Annotated in this window: 21 protein-coding genes and 1 pseudogene; 16 read left to right on the forward strand and 6 right to left on the reverse strand. The window is 41.2% G+C overall.

The genetic code is table 11. The features are described from left to right. A pseudogene (locus V7K41_RS12730) lies at positions 1-253 on the forward strand (hypothetical protein); the annotation flags it as partial. A gap of 78 nt (positions 254-331) precedes the next feature. Here the strand turns inward: V7K41_RS12730 and V7K41_RS12735 are convergent. Beyond that, positions 332-1216, reverse strand: coding sequence for an SMP-30/gluconolactonase/LRE family protein (locus tag V7K41_RS12735; protein ID WP_334848603.1), 885 nt, complete (start codon positions 1214-1216; stop codon positions 332-334). Between the two features lie 223 nt (positions 1217-1439). On the opposite strand from V7K41_RS12735, the gene V7K41_RS12740 reads away from it, so the two are divergent. Beyond that, on the forward strand, positions 1440-2174 hold the full coding sequence (locus V7K41_RS12740; RefSeq protein WP_334848604.1) for a Uma2 family endonuclease: 735 nt from the start codon (positions 1440-1442) through the stop codon (positions 2172-2174). 44 nt (positions 2175-2218) lie between these two features. Here V7K41_RS12740 and V7K41_RS12745 read toward each other — a convergent pair whose 3' ends face one another. Then, positions 2219-3157 carry an NAD-dependent epimerase/dehydratase family protein gene (locus tag V7K41_RS12745; RefSeq protein WP_334848606.1) on the reverse strand — a complete coding sequence of 313 codons (939 nt, stop codon included), beginning with the start codon at positions 3155-3157 and terminating at the stop codon, positions 2219-2221. Between the two features lie 352 nt (positions 3158-3509). Between V7K41_RS12745 and V7K41_RS12750 the strand changes: the two genes are divergently transcribed. The 5 genes from V7K41_RS12750 to V7K41_RS12770 all read left to right on the forward strand — a co-directional run bounded on the left by V7K41_RS12750 (position 3510) and on the right by V7K41_RS12770 (position 8706). Then, entirely contained in the window at positions 3510-4664 is a 1155-nt protein-coding gene (locus tag V7K41_RS12750) for a glycosyltransferase (protein ID WP_334848638.1), read from the forward strand. A 99-nt stretch (positions 4665-4763) separates the two neighbouring features. Continuing rightward, complete coding sequence (locus tag V7K41_RS12755; protein ID WP_334848639.1) at positions 4764-5519, forward strand: sugar transferase; 756 nt, start codon at positions 4764-4766, stop codon at positions 5517-5519. 491 nt (positions 5520-6010) lie between these two features. Next, positions 6011-7090, forward strand: coding sequence for a GDP-mannose 4,6-dehydratase (gene gmd, locus V7K41_RS12760; protein ID WP_334848607.1), 1080 nt, complete (start codon positions 6011-6013; stop codon positions 7088-7090). A gap of 22 nt (positions 7091-7112) precedes the next feature. Continuing rightward, on the forward strand, positions 7113-8057 hold the full coding sequence (locus V7K41_RS12765; protein WP_334848609.1) for a GDP-L-fucose synthase family protein: 945 nt from the start codon (positions 7113-7115) through the stop codon (positions 8055-8057). Positions 8058-8130: 73 nt separating this feature from the next. After that, on the forward strand, positions 8131-8706 hold the full coding sequence (locus V7K41_RS12770) for a 5-formyltetrahydrofolate cyclo-ligase (RefSeq protein WP_334848611.1): 576 nt from the start codon (positions 8131-8133) through the stop codon (positions 8704-8706). A gap of 36 nt (positions 8707-8742) precedes the next feature. Here the strand turns inward: V7K41_RS12770 and V7K41_RS12775 are convergent, their stop codons facing one another. Next, positions 8743-8970 carry a pentapeptide repeat-containing protein gene (locus V7K41_RS12775; RefSeq protein ID WP_334848613.1) on the reverse strand — a complete coding sequence of 76 codons (228 nt, stop codon included), beginning with the start codon at positions 8968-8970 and terminating at the stop codon, positions 8743-8745. A 75-nt stretch (positions 8971-9045) separates the two neighbouring features. Between V7K41_RS12775 and V7K41_RS12780 the strand changes: the two genes are divergently transcribed. The 4 genes from V7K41_RS12780 to V7K41_RS12795 all read left to right on the forward strand — a co-directional run bounded on the left by V7K41_RS12780 (position 9046) and on the right by V7K41_RS12795 (position 11234). Continuing rightward, positions 9046-9387 carry a hypothetical protein gene (locus V7K41_RS12780; protein WP_334848615.1) on the forward strand — a complete coding sequence of 114 codons (342 nt, stop codon included), beginning with the start codon at positions 9046-9048 and terminating at the stop codon, positions 9385-9387. After that, positions 9384-9815 (forward strand): HNH endonuclease, encoded by a 432-nt coding sequence (locus tag V7K41_RS12785; protein ID WP_334848617.1) that lies wholly within the window; start codon positions 9384-9386, stop codon positions 9813-9815. Before V7K41_RS12780 ends, V7K41_RS12785 begins: the two co-directional genes overlap by 4 nt. An 84-nt stretch (positions 9816-9899) precedes the next feature. Then, on the forward strand, positions 9900-10178 hold the full coding sequence (locus V7K41_RS12790) for a hypothetical protein (protein ID WP_334848619.1): 279 nt from the start codon (positions 9900-9902) through the stop codon (positions 10176-10178). Positions 10179-10397: 219 nt separating this feature from the next. Next, on the forward strand, positions 10398-11234 hold the full coding sequence (locus V7K41_RS12795) for a carbohydrate ABC transporter permease (protein WP_334848620.1): 837 nt from the start codon (positions 10398-10400) through the stop codon (positions 11232-11234). Between the two features lie 54 nt (positions 11235-11288). Here V7K41_RS12795 and V7K41_RS12800 read toward each other — a convergent pair whose 3' ends face one another. After that, positions 11289-11942, reverse strand: coding sequence for a sugar transferase (locus tag V7K41_RS12800; RefSeq protein WP_334848622.1), 654 nt, complete (start codon positions 11940-11942; stop codon positions 11289-11291). A gap of 446 nt (positions 11943-12388) precedes the next feature. Continuing rightward, complete coding sequence (locus tag V7K41_RS12805; RefSeq protein WP_334848623.1) at positions 12389-16513, reverse strand: hypothetical protein; 4125 nt, start codon at positions 16511-16513, stop codon at positions 12389-12391. Between the two features lie 615 nt (positions 16514-17128). Here V7K41_RS12805 and V7K41_RS12810 point away from each other — a divergent pair. The 4 genes from V7K41_RS12810 (at position 17129) to V7K41_RS12825 (ending at position 21231) form a co-directional block, all read left to right on the forward strand. Then, positions 17129-17830: a Crp/Fnr family transcriptional regulator gene (locus V7K41_RS12810; protein WP_292865967.1), complete on the forward strand. Its 702-nt coding sequence runs from the start codon at positions 17129-17131 to the stop codon at positions 17828-17830. A 13-nt stretch (positions 17831-17843) separates the two neighbouring features. After that, positions 17844-18584, forward strand: a complete 741-nt coding sequence (locus tag V7K41_RS12815; RefSeq protein WP_334848627.1) for a DUF2232 domain-containing protein — start codon at positions 17844-17846, stop codon at positions 18582-18584. 70 nt (positions 18585-18654) lie between these two features. Beyond that, complete coding sequence (cobT, locus tag V7K41_RS12820; protein WP_334848629.1) at positions 18655-19851, forward strand: nicotinate mononucleotide-dependent phosphoribosyltransferase CobT; 1197 nt, start codon at positions 18655-18657, stop codon at positions 19849-19851. Between the two features lie 432 nt (positions 19852-20283). After that, positions 20284-21231: a hypothetical protein gene (locus tag V7K41_RS12825; protein ID WP_334848632.1), complete on the forward strand. Its 948-nt coding sequence runs from the start codon at positions 20284-20286 to the stop codon at positions 21229-21231. 662 nt (positions 21232-21893) lie between these two features. On the opposite strand, the gene V7K41_RS12830 is transcribed toward V7K41_RS12825, so the two are convergent. Next, positions 21894-22265, reverse strand: a complete 372-nt coding sequence (locus V7K41_RS12830; protein WP_292774803.1) for a hypothetical protein — start codon at positions 22263-22265, stop codon at positions 21894-21896. A 356-nt stretch (positions 22266-22621) separates the two neighbouring features. On the opposite strand from V7K41_RS12830, the gene V7K41_RS12835 reads away from it, so the two are divergent. After that, positions 22622-23788 (forward strand): extracellular solute-binding protein, encoded by a 1167-nt coding sequence (locus tag V7K41_RS12835; protein ID WP_334848635.1) that lies wholly within the window; start codon positions 22622-22624, stop codon positions 23786-23788. The last annotated feature ends 94 nt before the right edge of the window (positions 23789-23882 follow it).

Genomic DNA, 23882 nt, shown 5'->3' on the forward strand with positions numbered 1-23882 from the left:
CTCGGAAGTTGAGCCTTTGAACTCGGAAGTTGAGCCTCTGAACTCGGAAGTTGCACCTTTGAACTCGGAAGTTGCACCTTTGAACTCGGAAGTTGAGCCTTTGAACTCGGAAGTTGAGCCTCTGAACTCGGAAGTTGCACCTTTGAACTCGGAAGTTGCACCTTTGAACTCGGAAGTTGCACCTTTGAACTCGGAAGTTGCACCTTTGAACTCGGAACTTCAAGATCAAAAGTTCAAAACTCAGAATTTTTAGAATTCGCAAACAAGTAAAGAGTCGAGTTGAACGAATGCCAGAGGCAATTTAGCGGCTCACCTTAACACAGCTACTGCTTTATCTCTCAAAATTATAGCTAGGTAATCCAGTAACATCAGTTTGCAGAGCAAACAAATCACCTGAGTAGAAACTTTTTTCAATTTCTGCTTGGCTGAGTCCAACTGAAGCCGTGGTGATGTAGAGTGTTTGCAAATCTTCGCCGCCAAAAGTGCAACTGGTTGGCAATTGCACAGGTAGTTTTATCCGCAATATCTCTTCACCCTTGGGATTGAAACAAATCACACACCACCCATCCCACATCGCTGACCAAATATTTCCTTGACTATCTATCGTCAACCCATCTGGGTAGAAAGATTCATGAGTTAAATCAACAAAAATCCGGCGATTAGTAATGTTACCCGTTACTGAATTAAAGTCGTAAGCATATATCTTTTTATGAGGAGAATCACTCAAGTAAAATATTTTTTGATCGGGACTCCAACCCAAACCATTAGAGAGAGTCAATCCCGTTTCCATTATATGCAATGAACCGTCACGATCGTAGCGATAGAGGCTAGCCTGGGGGTTTTCTAAAGAACACATTGAGCCGAACCAAAAGCGGCCTTGGGGGTCACATTTGCCATCATTGAGGCGGTTATCTGGCTGATTTCCTTCAATTTCCAAAATTGGGGTAACTTCACCCGTTTGGGTGTTGAGAAACGCCAAGTGATGACGCAGCGTCATAATTAATCTATCTTTACCTGCTGTTGCGATCGCGCCGACCACATCTCCCACATCAAAAAACAAGTCTTTCCCTGTATCAGGATTGAACTGATGTACCCGATGGTTGTAGATATCAACCCAGTAAATTAGATTTTGGGTAGAATCCCAGATAGGGCCTTCACCCAAACGGGCGCGAGACTTTAGAACATTCTGGAGTGGATATTGTAAAATCTGGCTCATTTTATCAACCAACAACAGCATTTACGGAAACTAGTTTTAGTAGCCTTCAGACAATTCTAAAAAACGTTTGGCTGACTAATAGAGAAAATTGTCATTCTTGTTCTAGTAAAAACTAAAGACGCAATTTATCGCGTCTTTCTCAGGTAGAAGAAAATATTTTTTACTTTGACCAAACCTTTACCGCAATCCGTTAACTTAAAGCTAGTCGGTCAACATTCTCCTTATGTACCAAACAGACCCGCCTCTCTCCCCCAAAGAAACCCTACCCACCATGTACGATCTTCCCAGTGAATACCCGGAGGACTCTGGTTTGCCTGATGAATTTCACCTTTTTCAACCCCAACTTTTGCGCGAAACCTTCTGTCCACCTAACTATCCAGCCGAGGAGGTATTTGTAGCCACTGACTTAAACCTTTACTATGATCTCCGACATACACTGTGGTACAAACGCCCGGACTGGTTTGCTGCTGTGGGAGTTTCGCGTCTCTACGAACAGCAAAACTTGCGTCAGAGTTATGTGATCTGGCAAGAAGGGGTTGCTCCTTTTGTAGTGGTAGAATTGCTTTCTCCTGGCACTGAAAAAGAAGACTTAGGACAAACTCTGCGGGAAATTAACCAACCGCCGACCAAATGGGAAGTTTATGAGCGGATTTTGCGAGTTCCTTACTACATTGTGTTTGACCGCTACACTGACAAACTCCAAGCATTCCAATTAGTTGCAGACCGCTACAATGAATTGGATTTGAGTACCCCACGGGTCTGGATGCCGGGTTTGGAACTGGGCTTAGGATTTTGGCAAGGTTCTTACCAACAAATTGAGCGATTGTGGCTACGTTGGTATGATGCATCCGGGAATTGGCTTCCCACACCGCTAGAAAAACTAGAACAAGAAAGTCAACGTGCTAACAGATTAGCAGCACAACTGCGAGAGTTAGGCGTTAACCCTGATGAGTTATGAAAATGCGATCGCACCAGTAGAGGCACACGCCTGTATGCCCCTACTCACAACGCTTGTAAAATTTCCTCATCGACAGAAAAATCAACATCAGCTTTGTCTTTTGCATTAGCCAAATAGTCATTTTCCAGAGAGTCTTGTAACCCAGAAATCAAATCATATTCAGGATGCCAGTCTAATTCTGTTTGGGCTTTATTCACCGAAGCAAAGAAATGCTGCACTCGCATCGGAAAAGCTTTGCGTTTGCCGAAATCAAACTTTTTCGGGTCGTAGTGGACGATTTTGACAGCATCAGGTGATTTCCCCGCCGCGACAGCACTAGCACGGGCTAAACCATCAAAAGTGACAAAGCGATCGCCAGAGATATTATAAATCTGCCCTATGGCTTGTTGATTGCCCAAAACCTGAGTCAAAGCTTTTGCCAAGTCTTTTACATGACCTAACTGTGTGATATGCAAGCCATTTCCAGGGATGGGAATGGGGCGATCGCGCACAATTCTGTCAAAAAACCAACCTTCCAACTCATTATAATTACGAGGGCCGTAAATATAAGTAGGACGAATAGAAGTAAAGGGCAATCCCAATTGAGTCAGATAAGCTTCTGTTTCATGTTTACCTTTATGGCGACTTTTGGGATCTACTGGATCGCCTTCTATGTGGGGCAATTGATCGGATTTGAGATATACCCCCGCAGAACTCATATACACAAAATGTTGCACCCGGTCTTGAAAAATTTCTGCTAATGGTTGAGTATCAGTAAGTTCGCGCGCGTTATTGTCAAAAATCACATCAAAGTTTTCTTGTGATAATTTTGTTTTTAATTGAGTAGCATCAGTGCGATCGCCTATAATTTGTCCTACTCCCTGTAAAGAAGGTGCTGGACGATTCCCACGATTGAACAGCACCACCTCGTGTCCTTGTTCCACTAGTAGTTGAGTCAAATAGACACCAATGAACCGAGTACCACCCATAATCAGAATTCGCATAAATTCACCCTTTCTATATCAGTTGTCATCAAGATAGTGGGGACTGGGGATTAGGGACTAGGGACTGGGAAGACAAGGAGAATAACCCATGCCCAATACCCCATTCTCGATGCCCAATGACGGCAGTTGCTCCACTTGGGGGAAACCCCAAGACCGCACTGCCTCCCCAATGCCCAATCTGAGGTTATCAGGTTGTAGTATCCATCTGGAACCTCTGAGGGAAAGATTCCGTCTTATGTGCTAATCTGGGGCGCTTCCCATTAATTAATCACAAGGGGAACTTTTCAGTCGGAGTCTAAGAAAACTATCTTCAATTTTGAATTTTGAATTTTGAATTTTGAATTGTTTAGCTGTGCCCTTGAAATATGCTCTAGTTCATGAGTGGCTGACACCCAAAGCCACAGGTGGTTCAGAACTCGTTGTCCGAGAAATTTTGAATCACATTGATGCTGATTTGTATGCTCTCATAGATTTTGAATCCAGCAATAAAGAAAGTTATTTGTACAAGCGTCAGATTGGCAAGACGTTTCTCCAGAACTTTCCCTATGCCCGTAACGGTATACAAAAATACTTGCCTTTGTGGCCCTTGGCAATTGAACAACTTGATTTGCGGCATTATGATGTAATTCTGTCTTCATCCCACGCTGTTGCCAAAGGAATCCTTACCACTCCCGAACAGATGCATATTTGCTATTGTCACAGCCCTATGCGTTATGCCTGGGACTTGACTTTTGATTATCTGCGCCACAGCAAACTGGGTAGTGGTTTACCTGGGTGGGTAACGCGATATTTATTACATCGTTTGCGCCAGTGGGATGTATTGAGTGCCAATCGCGTTGATTACTTCATTGCCAACTCGCAACATACAGCTCGGCGGATTTGGCGTTGCTATCGACGAGAAGCAACAGTCATTTACCCACCAGTGAATATTGCGGAATTTCCGTTTCTGTCTGAGAAAGAGGACTTTTACCTGACAGTTTCCCGGTTAGTGAGTTACAAGCAAATATCGTTGATTGTCAATGCTTTTAATCAACTAAAACGACCATTAGTAGTCATTGGTACAGGAGATGAAATGAACAAGATTCGCGAGATGGCAAACTCAAATATTCAAATACTGGGATGGCAACCCGATAATGTGGTAAAAAAATATATGTCTATGGCTAAGGCGTTTGTGTATGCAGCTTGTGAAGATTTCGGTATTGCCCTAGTGGAAGCACAAGCCTGCGGCACGCCAGTGATTGCTTATGGTGCAGGGGGTGCTCTAGAAACAGTGCGAGATATCCGCTCTTGTGTGGATACAGGAACAGGTATATTCTTCAAGACGCAAACAGAGGCGGCTTTGGTGGAGGCAGTAGAAAAGTTTGAAATGTATGAGGGTTCCTTTAATACCGAGTATATGCGATCGCACGCCGCGCAGTTTTCACCGCAAATCTTTGCAGAACGTTATCTAGATTTTGTAAACAAATGCAAAGAAAAAGACCGTTTTTGCAATGATGGTCTTGGTTAACGTCTTATTTTTTTAGGCTTTTGGCAATTTCCCCCCAGAAGCACCTCATTTTGGCTTTAATATTGGGACTATGTGTGGTGTGGATTATTAAGGAGTATGATGACTGCCCAGAGTTCACTCCTCTCCGGCAAGCGAGGCGTAAGGCAAGACACTAGAGCGTCTACGCGTTTCTTAAAACGCGGTCAAAAAACAAAGACGCCAAAAGTTAAACCCAAAGGTTTATCTTTTCAGGGTTTAAACGGAGAGTTAGCCAAACGACTGTTCGATATAGTGTTTTCACTGTCAGTATTAATTTTGTTCTTTCCCGTTTACTTAATCTTGGCCTTGCTGATTGCTTTCAGTTCAGAGGGTCCAATCTTTTATGTCCAGGAACGGGTAGGGAAAAATTACAAAGCGTTTAATTGTATTAAATTCCGAACAATGGTGAGCAATGCGGACGAAATCCTCATGCAAATGATGGAAACATCGCCCGAATTGCGACAAGAATTTGAGAGCAGTTTTAAGCTGAAACAAGACCCCCGGATTACCAAAATTGGTCGATTTTTGCGAATTACTAGCTTAGACGAATTTCCCCAGTTCTGGAACGTTTTAAAAGGGGACATGAGTGTAGTCGGCCCTCGACCCCTGGTAGCAGAAGAACTGCCAAAATACGGTTATCACATTGATGAGATTTTAACAATCCGTCCAGGAATTACTGGTTTGTGGCAGGTCTCTGGGCGTAATGACATTCCCTACCCTCGACGAGTCCAAATAGACCTGCATTATGTCAAATTTAGGAATTTCTGGCTTGATTTATGGATCATCTTGAAAACTGTTGATGTGGTAATTCTACCCAAAAATAACGGTGCATACTGAGTAACTACTTAGGGACGATCCTGTGGGGCATTAAATGCCCCTAAGTACCAATTCTTCCCCTCCCTAAGACTAAATAATTGCTAATCTTTCTATAATTTATGCTTTTCTACTTAACTAAAACTTGTATGAGTGTTAAACTTTGGCTTTTTTGCCTTGATTCGCATTTCTGCCAAAGGTCTAATTTAAAATAACTATTTATTAATTCTTCACAAAACTAGAGATATATGAAGCTTTGACGAAAAGACAATATACATAAAGATACTCTCGATCTATCTGGTAAAAAAGAAAATGTACATTATTAAACAATCTTGAGCTATCTAAGGTTGGACTTACGTGTTAAATTAATTTTTATTAAGTATATTTATTTACGGAAAAAGTCTTATAACAACAAGAACTCGTAGGTTTCCCATTAGGCAATTCAACAATTAGTTGCTAGGTTGTATCAGATTGACTGTAACTTTTTAATCAAAGACAACAAGGGATAATTGAGCATGACGCAACAGAAGCGAGCGTTGATTACTGGTATTACTGGACAAGATGGTTCATATCTAAGTGAGTTTTTGTTGGAACAAGGTTATGAGGTTCATGGCATCATTCGCCGGACTTCTACCTTCAACACAGACCGCATCGATCACATTTACGAAGACCCCCACAAAGAGGGAGTGCGCTTGTTTCTTCACTACGGTGACTTGACAGATGGTACAACGTTGCGGCGTATTTTAGAAGAAGTAAAGCCAGTAGAGATTTACAACCTCGGCGCTCAATCCCATGTCAGAGTCAGCTTTGATTCACCAGAATACACAGTGGATGCTGTAGGAATGGGGACATTGCGTCTGTTGGAAGCAATTCGAGATTACCAGCATCGTACCGGAATTCAGGTACGATTTTACCAGGCGGGTTCTTCAGAAATGTACGGTTTAGTACAAGCAATACCCCAAACTGAGACAACGCCCTTTTATCCCCGCAGTCCCTATGCCTGTGCCAAAGTTTACGCTCACTGGCAAACTGTAAATTATCGTGAATCTTATAATTTATTTGCTTGTAATGGTATACTTTTTAACCACGAGTCACCACGGCGGGGTGAAACCTTTGTAACCCGCAAAATTACTAGAGCCGTGGCTGGTATTGTTGCTGGTAAGCAGAAAAAGATTTACATGGGTAATCTAGATGCCAAGCGAGATTGGGGCTATGCAAAGGATTACGTCAAAGCAATGTGGTTGATGTTGCAGAAAGACCAGCCAGACGATTACGTAATCGCTACTGGTGAAACCCACTCGGTACAGGAGTTTTTAGAACTGGCATTTAGTTATGTGAATCTTAATTGGCAAGATTATGTAGAGTTTGATGAGCGTTACCTCCGTCCATCAGAGGTAGAGTTGTTGATTGGCGATTCTACCAAAGCGCGCGAGAAGTTGGGCTGGACACCATCAGTAACCTTTGAAGAACTAGTTTCCTTAATGGTAGAAGCAGATTTACAAGCATTGGGTCATACTTCACCCAATGGAAATGGTTCGCAATTCCCAGATGATATTGCCACTATTCGTCAAACACTGGGCGCTTTGCACTTTTGATTCGCATCATAGAGAATAAAATATGACCGCCTTAGTATTAAAAAATAAACGGATTCTCGTCACTGGTGGGTCGGGGTTTCTAGGTCGTCAGGTGATAGATCAACTGTGTAAAGCAGGGGCCGATCGCGAGAAAATTACAGTACCGCGATCGCGCGATTCCGATTTACGTGTTTGGGAAAATAGCCAACGTGCAGTTGACCAGCAAGACATAATCATACATCTAGCAGCTCATGTCGGTGGTATCGGTTTAAACCGCGAAAAACCCGCAGAGTTGTTTTACGATAACTTGATCATGGGAACCCAGCTAATTCACGCTGCCTATCAAGCTGGAGTAGAAAAATTTGTTTGTGTTGGCACAATCTGCGCCTATCCTAAATTCACTCCAGTACCATTCAAAGAAGACGATCTTTGGAATGGCTACCCAGAGGAAACCAACGCCCCTTATGGAATTGCAAAAAAAGCACTTTTAGTTCAATTGCAATCTTACCGTCAGCAGTACGGTTTTAATGGGATTTACCTACTGCCAGTAAATTTATATGGCCCAGAAGATAACTTTGACCCCGGAAGTTCTCACGTCATTCCCGCATTAGTTCGCAAAGTTCACGAAGCCCAAATTAAAGCAGAAAAGCAACTCCCAGTTTGGGGTGATGGCAGTCCTACCCGTGAGTTTCTGTATTCAGAAGATGCGGCGCGGGGAATTGTGATGGGGACTCAATTCTATAACGAATCGGAACCAGTTAACTTGGGAACCGGTTATGAAATTTCCATCCTTGATTTAGTAACTCTAATCTGCGAATTGATGGAGTTTAAGGGTGAAATTGTGTGGCAAACTGATAAGCCTAATGGTCAACCCCGCCGCTGTTTAGATACTGAACGGGCTAAACAAGCCTTTAATTTCACGGCTCAGGTAAGCTTTGAGCAAGGGCTAAAGAATACCATTGAGTGGTATCGTCAACACGCTGCATAACTATGTACTGGTGAATTTAACGTGATATAGGCTGGGCGATGCCCAGCTTATTTTTTTGACTAGATAAATTTTTATGGACAAAGTTAATCATCAACTAAATAAAGCAGAACTGCGCCGCACTCTACTCAAAACACGTCAATCAATGTCCGTTGGAGAATGGAGAGAAAAAAGCGATCGCTTATGCTCTCATTTACAAAACTCTACTTTGTTTACCCAAGCAAAAACAATACTCGCTTATTTCAGCTTTCGCCAAGAACCTGACCTCAGTCCACTATTTGCAAATACCAAATACCGTTGGGGATTTCCTCGCTGCGTTGATAAATCCCTGTGTTGGCATATTTGGACACCTAATGATTCTATCCAAAGCGGCGCTTATGGGATTACTGAACCACACCCCAACGCTCCCCTATTAGATGCTGCCGATGTAGATTTGATTCTTGTCCCCAGTGTAGCTTGCGACCATCAAGGATATCGTTTGGGTTATGGCGGCGGATATTACGATCGCTTGCTCAGTTTACCGCAGTGGCACACAAAGCCGACTATCGGAATTGTCTTTAATTTTGCCTATTTGTCCCAAATACCGATTGAACTTTGGGATAAACCACTACAAGCTGTTTCTACAGAAACCGGATTGACTCAAAAAGGTTGAAGGATTCAGGATACCTTAGCCTTACCCACCGAGCGCTCAACCATCTGGCAGAATGATGCGTCCACCACCCAGAGGAATATATTCTGGCAATCTAAAATTGGAAACTTGGAAACTGGCTCCACTCAAGTCAGATCCACTCAAGTCATCTCTAGTGAGGTTAATTTCCCTCAATTCAGCTCTATCCAAAAAAACACCCCTGAGTCTGACTCCTGGAAAGTCTCTTTCCCCAGCAGCATAACGCTGCAACAACTCTTCAGCATCCATAATTTGCCTACCGCTTCAAATAACAAATGTAAAGATAAGGTTACGATAAAATTAATCAAATTCTCAAGTAAAGCTATGTATGACTCAGTTCAGTATGTCACTAATGCACAGGGAGAAAAAGTTGGAGTACTGTTAGATTTACAAACTTACCAACAGTTAACCAACTTATCTGTAGATTCAGAATTATTGATTGGTTTAAATCTAGATGAGTTGCAAGCTTTGGCAGAAAGTTATTTATCTCCCAAAGCTCAGATACAGTTACAGGAATTATTAATTAAAAATTCTGAACATCATTTGTCAAATGAAGAAACTGAAACTTTAGATAGATTATTGACACAAGTAGACCAATTAAATCTTCTTAAAACTAGAGCTAGATATACATTAAATATTTTTCAAAATAAACAGCAAGCATCGTGAGTGTTTACATTCCTGTTGAATTAAAAAATAAAATTCGCAGTCATTTTGCTAATTTGTGCGCTTACTGTCGCACTGCTGAAGCTTTAACAGTCACTACTTTTGAATTTGAGCATATCATTCCCTTGTCATCTGGTGGGGAAACTGTATTTGAAAATCTCTGCTTGGCTTGCCCATCTTGTAATCGTTATAAAGCAACTCGTCAAACAGCAATTGACCCTAATACTCAGAATGAGGTTAAATTATTTAATCCACAACAGCAATTGTGGGCAGACCATTTTGCTTGGAATGATGATGCTACAGAAATTGTCGGAATTACATCTGTAGGAAGATCAACAATTTTGGCTTTAAAAATGAATCGTTTGCAATTGATTCGTGTACGTAAAATGTGGGTCAAAATGGGTGAGCATCCACCCAAGATTTTACCCTAAATGTAGGGTGCGTTGCGCAAAGCGCAACGCACCTCAATTGATATAGTATCGAGTTGCGTTAGCCTACTAAATTGTATACCAACGATGAATAAAGATAATGAACTAACTGAAAAACTGAATAATATGTTGACTGAATCCGCCGATAAAGAATCTGTTATTAAGTTTTTGAGATTGAGTAATTATTCAAAAGCCGAATCAATTGGAATTTTAAAAAATGCTTTGAGTATTTGTCTTCTCGAAGCACAAGATATCATTCATAATAGTCAAACATGGAGTGATGTAAAAGAACATGATGCAAAAATAAACAACGATTTCTGTGATTTTTTGGAAGGATTAGGAAGTTTAACAAGTGAAGATACTTAATTATATTTATATGCGAATAAATTCAATAAAAAAATTAGGTTAATTGTTTTAACCAGATTTATGATAATAGGTTAGGATAAAGTTAATCAAATTCTCAAGTAAAGTTATGTCTGACTCAATTCAGTATGTCATCCTGTTGAAACTTTAACAGTTAATACTTTTTAATTTGAGCATATCATTATTTAATTTTTAAAAAAGATAATTTCCTATATTAATCAAATGCTGAACTGGAAAAAATCACGATCGCAAAATCTGTTAATGTATGCGCTATTGGGAGCGATCGCACTGGTGATGCTCTTTCCTTTACTATGGCTAATTAGTACAGCCTTAAAATCGCCTACGGAAAATATTTTTCAGTCACCGCCACAGTTGTTTCCTGCGTCACCGACACTAAATAATTTCTTTAGTGTGTGGAACTCTCTACCTTTTGGACAATACCTGTATAACAGTACTTTGGTATCAGTACTGACTGTGGGCTTAAATTTACTGTTTTGCGCTTTGGCTGCCTATCCGTTGGCAAGATTGTCGTTTGTGGGGCGAGACTGGATTTTTGCAGCGATTGTCTCCACGATTATGATTCCCTTCCAAATCGTAATGATTCCCCTTTATATTTTGACAGTTCAGTTGGGTTTGACAAATAGTTATTTAGGGATGATTTTTCCGAGTTTAGCTTCTGCCTTTGGCATTTTTCTGCTGCGCCAAGCTTTTATGAGTGTCCCCAAAGAAATAGAAGAAGCCGCCCGCATGGATGGCAGCTCAGAGTTAGGATTATGGTGGCATATTATGTTACCGGCAGTTCGCCCAGCACTGGTAACTTTAGCTATTTTTGTATTCATTGGTGCTTGGAGTGACTTTTTGTGGCCTTTAATTATCATCCAAGACGAAAATTTATACACTCTTCCTTTGGGAGTCGCAAAGCTAGCAGGGACATTTTCTCTTAACTGGCGCTTGGTAGCTGCTGGCTCAGTGATTGCGATCGCCCCAGTATTATTACTATTTCTATTTTTACAACGTTACATTGTACCCACAGAAACTGGTAGCGGCGTCAAGGGTTGAACAAAGAAGTGGCGATAAGGGAACACAGAGAAAAACTAATGACTAATGACAAATTCAATAAGCACCAGTCTTTTTAAATACCACCCAGATAGTTTTAATAATCAGACTCAGGTCATAAGTTACAGACCACTTGTGTTGATAATCCATATCCATTTTGACAATGGTTTCAAAGTCTGTAATGCTAGAACGCCCATTAGCTTGCCATTCTCCAGTAATTCCTGGTTTGACTCGCAATCTATCCCAGTGATGTGGATCGTAATTACTGACTTCATCAGGAGTAGGTGGACGAGTACCAACTAAACTCATATCCCCTAACAAAACATTCCAAAATTGAGGAAATTCATCCAAGCTAGTACGCCTCAAAAATTTACCAACAGGAGTAATGCGAGGATCGTCAACAGATTTAAAGATGTGACCTTTGGCTTGGTTCTCAACCAAATGCTTGAGTTTATCGGCATCGACAATCATGGAGCGGAATTTCCAGATGCGGAAAGTTTTTCCGTTTAAACCACAGCGAATTTGGGAATAAAATATTGGACTTGGCTCATGAATAAAGGTAGCAATTGCTACGGGAATTGCTATCATAAATGTAACAATCAGCCCCACAATGGCTCCAACAATGTCAATTAATCGTTTTCTCACGCTTAAAGTTGACGGGTGTGAAGGCTGTTGTAAACAATTAACTGAATAAAGATAAAGATTATTCACAAGGGCTAACTTACTTTTATAACAGGAATTTTTACATTAGTAGTGTAGACATAGACATGATTTTTAGGCGATTTTTACTACTGTTGTCGCTACTACTGAGTGTGAATATACACATATTTTAACCAATATAAAACCAAAAATTCAAAATTTACAGAATCTTTCAATTAAACTGATAAATTGTAAATCTACAGTATTTTCGCCATCTAATAAATAAAGATACTAATATTGTACACATCCAAAAAATTACTGAGATAAAGTATTAATACTGGTAAAACACGGCGTAAATAAACCACCCATTCCAAATCAATGAAACGCTTACGCTGTATTCATTTTTAATTTTTAATTTTTAATTTTTAATTCCGCCTTTTTGAAAAATTCCAAATGCTTACGTTATGAGCATTTGGAATTTTGAGTAGTATTCTTATTTCTAGCGAGATGTACTAGTCTCAACGATCGACCTCTAAGGCGAAATTCACCGTATATGGTTCTTCCAGTGATTGCTGATTACTAGCCTTGATTGCATCTAGATAGCGACGCAAAGACAACAGTTGTTGGGAATTGGGACGATAAGTGAGACTACCTTGTTTTTCAAAAAGTGGTGCTGTGGCGATCGCCTGATAGTCAGGATTTTCTTGTGAACTCTGAGTAAGCCAGGTTGATTCTGTGACTGAAGGTATCAAACCGGAAGGCAGCTCACCTTCCAAAAAAGCCAGCAGCCGTTGCTGACAAGTGCGAGTATTAATCCCACGACCCTCAAATAACTGGATAACTTCACCAAAAGATAAGGGACGGTCTGGTAGCAATCGCAACAATTCTGTAAACAAGAAATAATCAGTGTATTGTTGCCTGGGTATATCTAAAATCTGGGGATGCAGAGGCAGCATCGCCAAACCATAAGCAACCCGGCTGCAATTGGGAGCGCCGTTTTCGCCGAGATATAAATCTTGAATAATCTTAGTACTGGGAAGTTTTTGGCGTAACCAGCGGTTCACCGTCCCAACACAAGCCACTCCACCAGTCAGGATAGCTTGATTAATGGCTTCTGTGGGAATGCCACGAGCTACCAATAACTTGTTGAGTTCTCGGTTCAAGCGGCGCACAAAGGGGATAAATACCTGGCTTTCTAAGTCTCGTCGCGGCAAAATCCACCGCTGATCGGCCAATTCCAGGGTAAAAGAGTCTTGGTGTTGCAAAATCAATTTTAGGGCTAATGCCGCATCTAATACCGCCTGTCCCAATAGAGAACTTTCTAGACGCTGCTGGAGGCGAATTCGAGCGGTGATATCTGGTTCTCCGACTCTGGGTAGTTCTAATTCTTCCAACCCTAAAGTCTGCCAACGCATTTGGTCTAAACCGGGAATTGACGGTTGCCATTGCCAAGGATTACTCGTAGTAGTTTTGCGTAGGCGTAGCCCGCCGCAGGCATCGCTTGGTGTTTCTAGGCGTGATTGCCGAGATTTAGGTGGCAATAGCAGCTGGCAGATTATATCTTGTTCAATACCCTTGCCAGCATAAGCAAAACTGTGGAGCATGAAATCATTGTATGACAATTGCTGCAAGGTTTCTGGTAGATTCACCAGCAACATTTCTGTGGCAGTTGTCCCAATGTTAATCACAAGGGTGTTACCAACAATGGGATGTTCGCTGGTTTTGGCTGGATGAGAACCTTGAGCATCGCTTAATTTTACTTGCTCACCATTAGCAGCATCCAGTTCCGGGAGTAGACTAGCGATCGCTTCTTCGACAAAAAAGACTTGCTGCGGATGTTGGATAAGTTTGCTAGTGAGTAAAGCTTCCCGCACATTAAAGCGGTATTGTTCTGACCAGCTAGATGGACAGGTGCAAATTACACCTGCAATATTATTGATAATCTGGGGAAAATCTTGTTCGCCGATCCCAACAGCGGCAGCCATTAAACTAGGGGTGGTACTTGTTTTCTCGGATTTGAGGGTTAGTAGTAATTTAGAGAGTGATCGCACAACCCAAATCAAAGGCCCTGCCGAAAATTCATTTAATTGCAAAACAGGTTCCCATTTCTGTCGTTCGCTCTTGTAGGGAATGGCTACTTGTAGATAAGGCTTCAACTGCGCCGAGTAGAGATTGTTTTTCGTCGGATCTGCTGTCGATCTTGGTGTTGCAGGAGTGGTAGCCGAGCGATCGGGCACTTTATCTTGGGCAACAGCCGCCGGTGCTGTCTGCTCATGTGCTTCGATGGTTTCATTTTCACCGTGGGGTACAGAAGCTATAGGCAGATAAACCTCTGTTGGTAAACGAAACGATTGCTGAAAGGAACTTGTTCCCGGCGGATTTTCTGCTGACCAGTAGATAGGATGTACAACAAAAGTCGAGCGATTTAATAATGTGGCGGAAATTCCTGTTGTACCTAAATCAATTCCTAAATACCAGACTGATTCTAGAATATTGGGCGAAACTTCTGGATTATTTATGGAGTTAGCAATTGGAGGTAAATAACTTTCTGGAACAGGAGTTGTGACTTCCTTTTTTTTTTCAGTTTCTACCTGGGGAACTGCCAAACTGGAGAAAGCAGCTGATGTATTCTCTGCTATTTGGAGATTTTCAGGGGAAGTTGTGGGGATTGTGTCTTGAATGTTATCAAGTGGTTCCGAGAAAACATCCAAGTTGTTATCTGGCTGCGACTCAGAATTTAGCTGCCGATCAAAATTAGCCAAATCCCGATCTAATTGCTGCAACTGTTCTTCATCTAAAGAAATATCTGGTACGGCTGGAAACTGGTTTGACTCAATAGAAAGTAAGTTTTCTTGGGGTGAAGCAGCAATGTAGTTATCTGAAGACAGTTCGGAGCGATCGTTGTTAATTAATACTTCCGATGTGGCGATACCTTCTGGTGCGTCCGCTTCGCGAACAGTAGGCTCTACCAATGAAATTTCTGCTACTTCTGGAGTCACTGGTGCTGTAGTTGTGGCATTATCCACAGAAGATGAGACTTCCAGCAGTTGCAGTTCACTATCTGTATCAGGCAATAGGTCAGTTGCTGTAGTTGTGGCATTATCCACAGAAGATGAGACTTCCAGCAATTGCAGTTCACTATCTGTATCAGGCAATAAGTCAGTTAGGGTATTAATTGTATCAACACTAGCTGGCTGAGTGCCGATTTGTGGCAAACTATCTGTTTGTGGAGTAGAGAAGCTAAGAGGTGATTCTAGGTCAGTATCCTCTGCAAAAAATAGTTCTTCCTGTGGCTCTGATGAATCTGTGGTTTCGCCTAAAGTCTCTTGAGTTGAAAGACCCGTATCTGGAGCCACAACCGCAGAATCGACGGTTGGAGAGATAGGCGGGGTCTGTGCGATGTTCAATGGTAATGGAGAAGCTGTAGAAAGAGAGTCATTTGTGGAAACATCGAGGCTGGGATTATTAACATCACCAGCATCAAACAAACTGGCGTAAAGTTGGTCTACTTCGTCACCAATTACCGCAGAAATATCTTGCGGTAATTCGGTTGGGGTTTCAAAATATTCAGATGAGTCTAAACCAAGCTGCAACAGCACTGCATCTAGATCCTCTGTGAGGGTAGTCTCCTGTTGCTCAGAAGTAATTGTGAGTGCAGATGAAGTTTTTGGCTGTATAAGTTCCAAGGGTTGGGGCGCAACTCCAGCAGTATTCTCGGCTGGTTCAGCCAATGATGGTAGTGTCTCAGATTCTACTGCCAGCAAAGATGACTGCGAACCAGGGGATTCTTGCTGCAAATGCTGGGTCAAATTGTTGACAAAGCTGGCCATCAGCTGTTCGCCTTGCATCCCCTTGCTATGCATTCTTGCCAGTGCTTGCGATAGGGATTCGTAATAAGTATTAATGTTGCGCTGTAGTGCTTCAAAGACTACATTTACCGTCCCATCTAGTGATAATAGGCGTTGATCCAACTCCCTAGCAAACTGGGTTAACCGCTCCACATCGTCAGAAGATTCTAACAAAGATTGATTTGCAGAGGTTGGGTAATTAATTCCTCCTGAAGAACTGGCGGAATTTTCCCTGGTCTGTCCAATCAGTGGTGTTAAAGTTGGCACAAGGCGACTCATGAGTACCTGTAAAAACTCGGTAATCATTTGCTCCTGGTTTGTCAACTGCTGCGCTAAGGAGTAGTTTTGCAAACGCTTTTGTTCTAGTTGCCGAATTTCTTGTATGAGAGTGGCTCGCTCTTGCAAGAGCAATTCTAATTCCGATCGCAACGGCTGAATCAATCTCGAAAATTCATTATTTAATTGTCCGGCGTCAACAGTACTTTGTTCCTGACTAGGTTTGAGCTGCGGTAGTGGATATTGGTTGTAATCGCGATCAATAAATTTTGTTAACGAAGGCGATGGCGGAGCCATCGCCAAGGGCGATCGCGGTTCTTCAGAAGATTGATTTGGGATGCCGCTCTCTAATGCTTCTTTTTCTTGTAATCTCACCAAGAAGTCGCGAATTCGCTCTAAAACTTCTTTAGGCTCTTGCGCCTGACCAGACAGAAATCTAGACAGGCGCTTGCCACCGCTGGCAAGTAAGTTGTCAATGTCTGCGATCAGCTTTTGAATTTCATCAGTACTAAAAGTCACTTTTGTTACCTTACCTATAAATGTATGTCAACTAATGTGACAATTACTTTACAATCACCCTACCCTTATGGGGATCTTGCTACGCGCAGCGTCAACCATAGGATAAGTTTTGAGTGGCCAAAGCCGCTGCTTGGACTTGTGACTGTCATTATGTTATGGATTACTGGGAGTCGTGGCAATCTTCAATCATCAAAGAGGACAAGGAGAAACTTGTCTCCTTGTCCCCCCATCCCCTTGTACTCTTCAACAGTCTTTGCTCGAAAAGCTTAATTTTGCAGGTCATTAGTTGCCTATTTTTGAAAATCGCTAAAATATCTGAGCAATAATTTACTCCCTTTAGTATCATTGATGTTGTTTGCCTATATTCATAACTAATCAAGTTTGCAGTGCAGCTAGCCCCTAAGCAATGCTTCCGCAGGCTATAAACTACTATTTGCAAAACTTTTACCCCGTTTAAACTTATAGGTAAAGATTATTTAAAAAAACTTTTTGTCGCTTTCTTGTGTAGCATAGTTAGTTTTCTTTTTGAAAGGGAGCTGTGCAATGATAGCTTAGGCTACAAATGGCGCTCTTGTTTGTTGTGTGTACATAGCAGCTTGAATTAAAGATGTCGTAATGGAAGATCGATATAGCTTGCAAGCACAGGCTAATTCCTGGATGATCGCCTCCGCTCCCTTTTTTCAAGGGTTGCCAGAAACTGCTGTGGAATCAGCTCTCATCCATCTTGTTACCCGCACTCATCCAGCCAATCAAGTGATTTTACTGGAAAATGACTGGGGTGGTTCTGTGTATTTTATTATGGACGGATGGGTAAAAATTCGCACCTACAATTTGGAAGGAAAAGAGGTAACGCTGAATATTATTGGCAAAGGTGAATTGTTTGGTGAAATGGCGGCGCTAGATGAAGCACCTCGATCCACGGATGTGATTACCTTGGCCCCGACGGTAATTGGTAGTATGCCTGCTCAGGATTTTGTCAAATTACTTCAGATAGAACCCTTGGCGGGAGTTCGATTGGCGCAACTAATGGCACGACGTTTGCGGCAAGTAAATCGCCGATTGCGGTTGCGGGAATCTGATAGCCAGTCAAGGGTGGCAGATACGTTGTTATTTTTGGCAGAAGGACAGGGAAAAAAAGGGCAAACCGGAACCGAAATCCCCAATTTACCTCATCGGGAATTGAGTAGTTTGAGCGGACTGGCGCGGGAAACGGTGACACGAGTATTGACAAGGCTAGAAAAAAAAGGCTTGATTAAACGGGATCAAGACACTATTTGTATTCCCGATTTGTCAGCCTTAGAAAGAATGATCGTTTAAAAACTTTTCAGATATGAGTATTTTAGATTCTCTTCCAGATGAACCGGAGGAAGATCCATCCCCTGAATCTCCAACTCCTCAGAATCATTGGTTAGATAAAGAACAGCAGTTAATGCCCCCTCAAATCAAAGCTGATGCGCCCTTGAGGATGGTGGAAACGGCATTTTTAGCCAGTACCGCTAGCCTAATTTGGTTTATTAATTTTTACTTTCCTTTGGGCCCAGTTTTGCGGATATTTTTTCCAGTGCCGATCGCTCTAGTTTATCTGCGTTGGGGCAAACGTGCGGCATGGATGGCAGCACTCACCTCTGGGTTACTGCTGACGGTATTGATGGGGCCAGCGCGCAGTTTGCTGTTTGTCATGCCCTACGGGTTCATGGGCGTGCTTTTGGGCGCTACATGGTGTCGTCGTCGTGTTCCCTGGATTGTTTCTATCACTTTGGGTACGCTATTAGGTACTTTAGGAGTCTTTTTTCGGCTGTGGTTGCTGTCTGTTTTGTCAGGTGAAGACCTGTGGATTTATGTGATTACCCAGGTGACTGAGTTCATTGAGTGGGTATTTTTTAACTTGAGTTTGTTGGCGAGTCCCAGTGTATTTTTGATTCAAGTGGGAGCGATCGCTTTAATTATACTCAACAACTTTATCTACCTTTTTGTGGTACACCTGGCAGCATGGTTGCTTTTTGACCGCCTGGGCAACCCTATTCCCCGCCCACCACACTGGGTACAAGTTCTCATGGATTATGAAGGATAATTATTAGTCATTTGTCATTTGTCATTTGTCATTGGTTAAATGATCAGTCCTAACTAATAACCAATGTCCCATGCCCAATTCCCAAATTCGTATTTATACCCAAAAAGAACAGGGTGAACAATGGCTGCGAAGGTATCGTGGTTGTCTACCTGTATTTGCTTGTGTTTTAGGATTTACTGAAACTGGTTTAATTCCAGGGATTTCAGCAGCTGGTCGCACTCCAGAGGATCGGAAATATACTGCTTGTGCCGATGCTGAGTTTTTGTATTACGGCCCAGAACATAAAGCCCAATATCCCTTACCACCATTGGCGGCTGGGGCTTCACCTGTGCTGATTTCTCGCGCTGTCTTTGAGTCACTAAAGATACCAGTTCATTTATTTAATGCTGGTTTACCCCAGACTCCACCTGTGCCAGTAATTGATTTGGATGGCGCTCCTGCTAAGTGTTTAAGTCAAGGTGCTGCTATGGAAATTACAACAGTACATCACTTGTTTGAACAAGGACTACTTTGGGGAGAACGCCTAGCTGCCAATATCCAACAGGGATATCTGATTGTCGGTGAGTGCGTCGTCGGAGGTACTACAACTGCCCTGGCAATCTTAACTGGTTTAGGTATAGATGCTGCTGGAAAAGTTAACAGTAGCCACCCTGTTTGTAACCACGCGCAAAAGTGGGCACTAGTGCAAGCTGGGCTGGAGAAGATGAATAAGAGCAGGGGGCAGGGAGCAGGGGGCAGGGAGCAGGATGAGATATTCCAATCTCAAATCCAAAATTTTGTAGATCCCCTAGAACTCGTAGCTGCTGTGGGCGATCCGATGCAAGTGGTGGTAGCTGGAATGGCGATCGCTGCTAGCCGTAGTTGTGGTGTGATGCTGGCTGGAGGGACGCAAATGTTGGCTGTTTATGCATTGATGAGTGCGATCGCTCGAGTTTACGCCTTATCATGGCAACCAGAAGCAGTAGTTGTAGGCACAACCCGCTGGGTGGCTGAAGATCCTACTGGCGCTACAGTTGACTTAGCTCTTAACTTAGGAAAAAACAGCTTAACTCCGAGTGGAGAAACCCCTCCTCTATTAGCAACTCATCTGAGCTTTGCTGATTCTCGTTATCCCCAACTGAGAGCTTATGAGCAGGGCTTTGTCAAAGAAGGTATGGGTGCTGGAGCCGCTTGCATAGCCGCCCATCTTAGCCAAGATTGGCAGCAACACCAACTTTTGACAGCCATTGAAGCCCAACTTGAACGGCTAAGTACAGCATCTCATTAATTCTTAGCGAATTAAATTCGGCAAGACTCTCCGCCCCACCAAAGTTATAAACGGAGGTTTCCTCCGATGCTACTTCTCTGTGCGTTTAAAAATCTTGCCCAGCATGACAGAAGAATTAGAATAAACTGTGAATTGGAGTTTTCCCTTATTTATGAGCGTCATAATTCCCGATGACATCCTCCAAGCATCAAACATGACTAAGGATGAACTGAAATTAGAAATTGCCATCTTGCTTTATTAGCAAGCTAAAATTAGCAGTGGCAAAGTCCGAGCCTAGACAGGAATCACAGTACTTGAATTCCATTAATGCTGGCATATTCGATGGCGCTAGGCACAGAAGAGTAGTTGAGGTTATTCTTTCTTGGTTTATTATCTAATTGGTAAACGCGTAATATTTCTATCTGCTAAAGCGGTTCTGGAGCTACAAATAAAATGACTGTTTTATTATTTGCCATCCTGTTGGCAATTAACTTAGGTGCTGGATGTTATTTGACTCTAGCTAATCCTCTAAAAGTCTCAGAGCAAACATCAACTAAACTTATTTTTATTATTCGACCAAAAGTATTTTTAGGTGTGGGAATATTTTTTAGTCAATTATTTGTTCTATTTTTATTTGCAACTATTGTATTTACACCTATTACACAACTTGTCTGCAATCGTTATCCAAACAATATATCTACTTCAAATATTGATTTGAGTGCAGGACAAAATACTTTAACAGGAATGTGTAAGTTAACAGAAAACTATTGGTTTGGCCAAGAAAAAAGTGAAGTGCTAGTTTCTGAGTTACTAGAGGCTAAATTGGAAACAGAGATGCAAACTGATAGTCAAGTTAAGCCTAGATACTCATATAAAATTTTACTATTAACTGATAAAGATAGCTTTCCTTTTACAGATAGAACATACCCAAAATTTAAACTTGAAGAATTACAATCAATAGTATTAAGAATTAACAAATTTTTGAAAAACCCTACAGAGAACAATTTAGCGGTTATACTTGATGACACTTTTATGGGTTACATTGTTGTCAGGTTTACTGTATTCTGTGGAATATTAGCTTTGCTAGTAGCGTCACCAGGTTTATTTATCACTTGTAATTTTGATAAAGAAACAAATACTGTAAAGCTTAGTCGTTACAGGTGGTTTGGAACGTTAGAAAAAACAGTTTTTCAATATTCTTTGAACGAAATTACTGATGTTAAGCTTGAACGGATTGATACTAGTATAGATGAATACTTTTTTCGGGTTATTTTAGTACTAGAATCAAGTGATAATCTACCATTAACGCCCAATTATACTTCAAATTATATAAATGGAGATTCTATAGTTAGAGTAACTAAAGATTTTCTGGAACTAAAACATAAAGATAGTGCTAGATAAAAGCGTGAGATTGGTAAACTCAGAAAAATATGAGTTCTGAAACAAGCTATGTCTCACATAAGCTTTTTAATAAAATTTGTACCCTCTGTAATTTAATTATTTCACCTTGAGATTTATATATTACAATAGATTTATGACAATCTTTTTTGTTTTGCGTTTACTCTTTTCTTTGGCTGCAAATCTTTTAAGAATTTCCGACTTGAAATCTCCGTAAATTTCTGCCGTTTCATTAATTGGGATTGAGTCCCTTATTTACAATAGCGGTTGAGTAGGAGCAGGTTGCAAAAGGTCAATTTTAGCAAAAGCTGTCTGGCTTGTCATCAACCAATTTGATAACAAGATGCCAAAAACACTAATGAGAAAAATACAGATTAATAAGAAAATCTTGGTTTTTAAACCAGACAATACCCTAATGACATCAGTCTTAGGGTTGTTTTTTTTTGTTTCATAGTGAGGTAATGACTAAAAACTTATAGGTAGATATGTCACACTATTACGTAAAGATATGTAATAGTGTGTTTAACTTTTTTATCAATTTGATGGCTGGATTACTTACTTGTATCTAAGTATATGCTCATAAAACCATCACTCGATATTTAACCTAAAGCCTTGTTTTACTTACCTCAATCCGTTTTTTTAATTCGTTGAACTTCAAGTTAAATTTAGTGAATTCTCTCTCTAAGTAATTGTTCTTCTAAAGCCGCAATGCGATTGTACGCTGCTGTTAATTGTGCTGTCAGTCGTTGTATTTGAATTTCTGGTGTTATATTATCTCCAGCTTGACGATGCATGTCTAGATAAATGCCATCTGTCAACACATCCTTGTGTTCCATTTCTGGATTTAAATTGTTACGTCCTTTAAACTGGTAGCCTCCAGCCGCGCCATTTTGTTGGCAATTATCCTTTGCTTGTGTATTCGCTAAAGAACACTCTGAGAAAGTTTGAGTGACTTTACCATCAAGCTGCTCAATTACTTGGCACACGGCATCTAACTTTTGGCTTAAAGTCAGGATCTGCTGCTGTAATAGCTCCATTTAATACCTTTATTCGTACATTTTCTCTATGTTATTCAATTTACTCTCAACCTTAACGATACTTATGGATTATTTAAGTATTGATAATTTCTGGTGGAAATGTGACATTTAAATCATTACTTCTAAATACAAGTAAGGTTTCATCATAAGTACCATCAAGTAAATTTATGGATAAAAATTAATCTTTAAGTAGAAATGTGCCAAAAAATCGCTAATTTGAGTCAAATATTCAAAATTAACCGTATTATCAAGAAAAAATACCGATAATTCTCCATCTCCACTTTTTCAGCTAGTCAGCCACTGCTGAATCTCTGCTTAATATTAGGTATAATCAAAAATCTCAAAATCCAAAATCAATGGATCGACGGTCTTTTTTGCTAGGTACAAGCACACTGGCACTTTCACAACTGCTTTTTGGCTGTGGTGGAAACAAGCAGACGCAACTAAAAGTACAGTTATTAAAAGGTTCTATACCTGGTCAGGTGGTGAATCAGTTCCACAAAGGTTTGCAGCAACAGGTGGAGTTAAAGTTTGCTCCAGTTGGGCATATACAGGATTTATTTCAGCAATTACAAAATTGGCAGCAGAAACCAAAAGCTACTGATGAACAGGGATGGAGGGGTTTAAGGCGTTTAATACCTTTTGGGCAAGGGCAAAAAGCTGCTGACGTAGACCTAGTAACATTGGGAGATTACTGGCTACAAGCAGCTATTGAGCAGAAATTGATTCAACCACTCCAAGAAGTGCAGGGAAACCAATTAAAGCAGTGGTCTACTTTAGATGAAAAGTGGAAACAACTGGTAACGCGCAACGACCAAGGTAATTTGGATACTCAAGGGAAGGTGTGGGGTGCGCCTTACAGGTGGGGTAGTACAGTAATTGTTTATAACCGTGACAAGTTGCGAAAATTGGGATGGACGCCCAAAGATTGGAGTGATTTGTGGCGAGATGGAATACAGCAGCGTATTTCCCTACTCAATCAACCACGAGAAGTTATTGGTTTGGTCTTAAAAAAGCTGGGAAAATCTTATAATACAGACAATCTTGACCAAGTACCAGACTTGGAAAAGGAATTACAGATGTTAAATCAACAGGTGAAATTTTACAGTTCTAATAACTATTTGGAACCTCTAATTATAGAAGACACTTGGCTAGCGGTTGGTTGGTCAAGCGATGTATTGCCTGTTCTGGGACGTTATCCGCAGCTTGCCGCAGTTATCCCCCAGTCAGGAACAGCAATCTGGGCGGACTTATGGGTACGTCCCGCAGGGATTAATAAGGGTACTTTATCAGATCAATGGATTGATTTTTGTTGGCAACCAAGCACAGCTAAACAAATTTCGGTGCTGACTAAAAGTAATTCGCCAATTTCTACAAATATTGCCGCTTCCGATATCCAAGAACCATTATGGAGTTTGTTAGAGAGCGATCGCAAAGTTTTCGATAAAAGTGAATTTTTACTTCCCTTACCTCCATCAGCAATAAAACAATACGAGTCTTTATTCGCCAAAATTAAGGTTTAATTTGTCATTTGTCATTTGTCATTTGTCATTTGTCATTTGTCATTTGTCATTTGTCATTTGTCATTTGTCATTTGTCATTTGTCATTTGTCATTT

This window comes from Nostoc sp., assembly GCF_036917415.1.
GTDB lineage: Bacteria > Cyanobacteriota > Cyanobacteriia > Cyanobacteriales > Nostocaceae > Nostoc.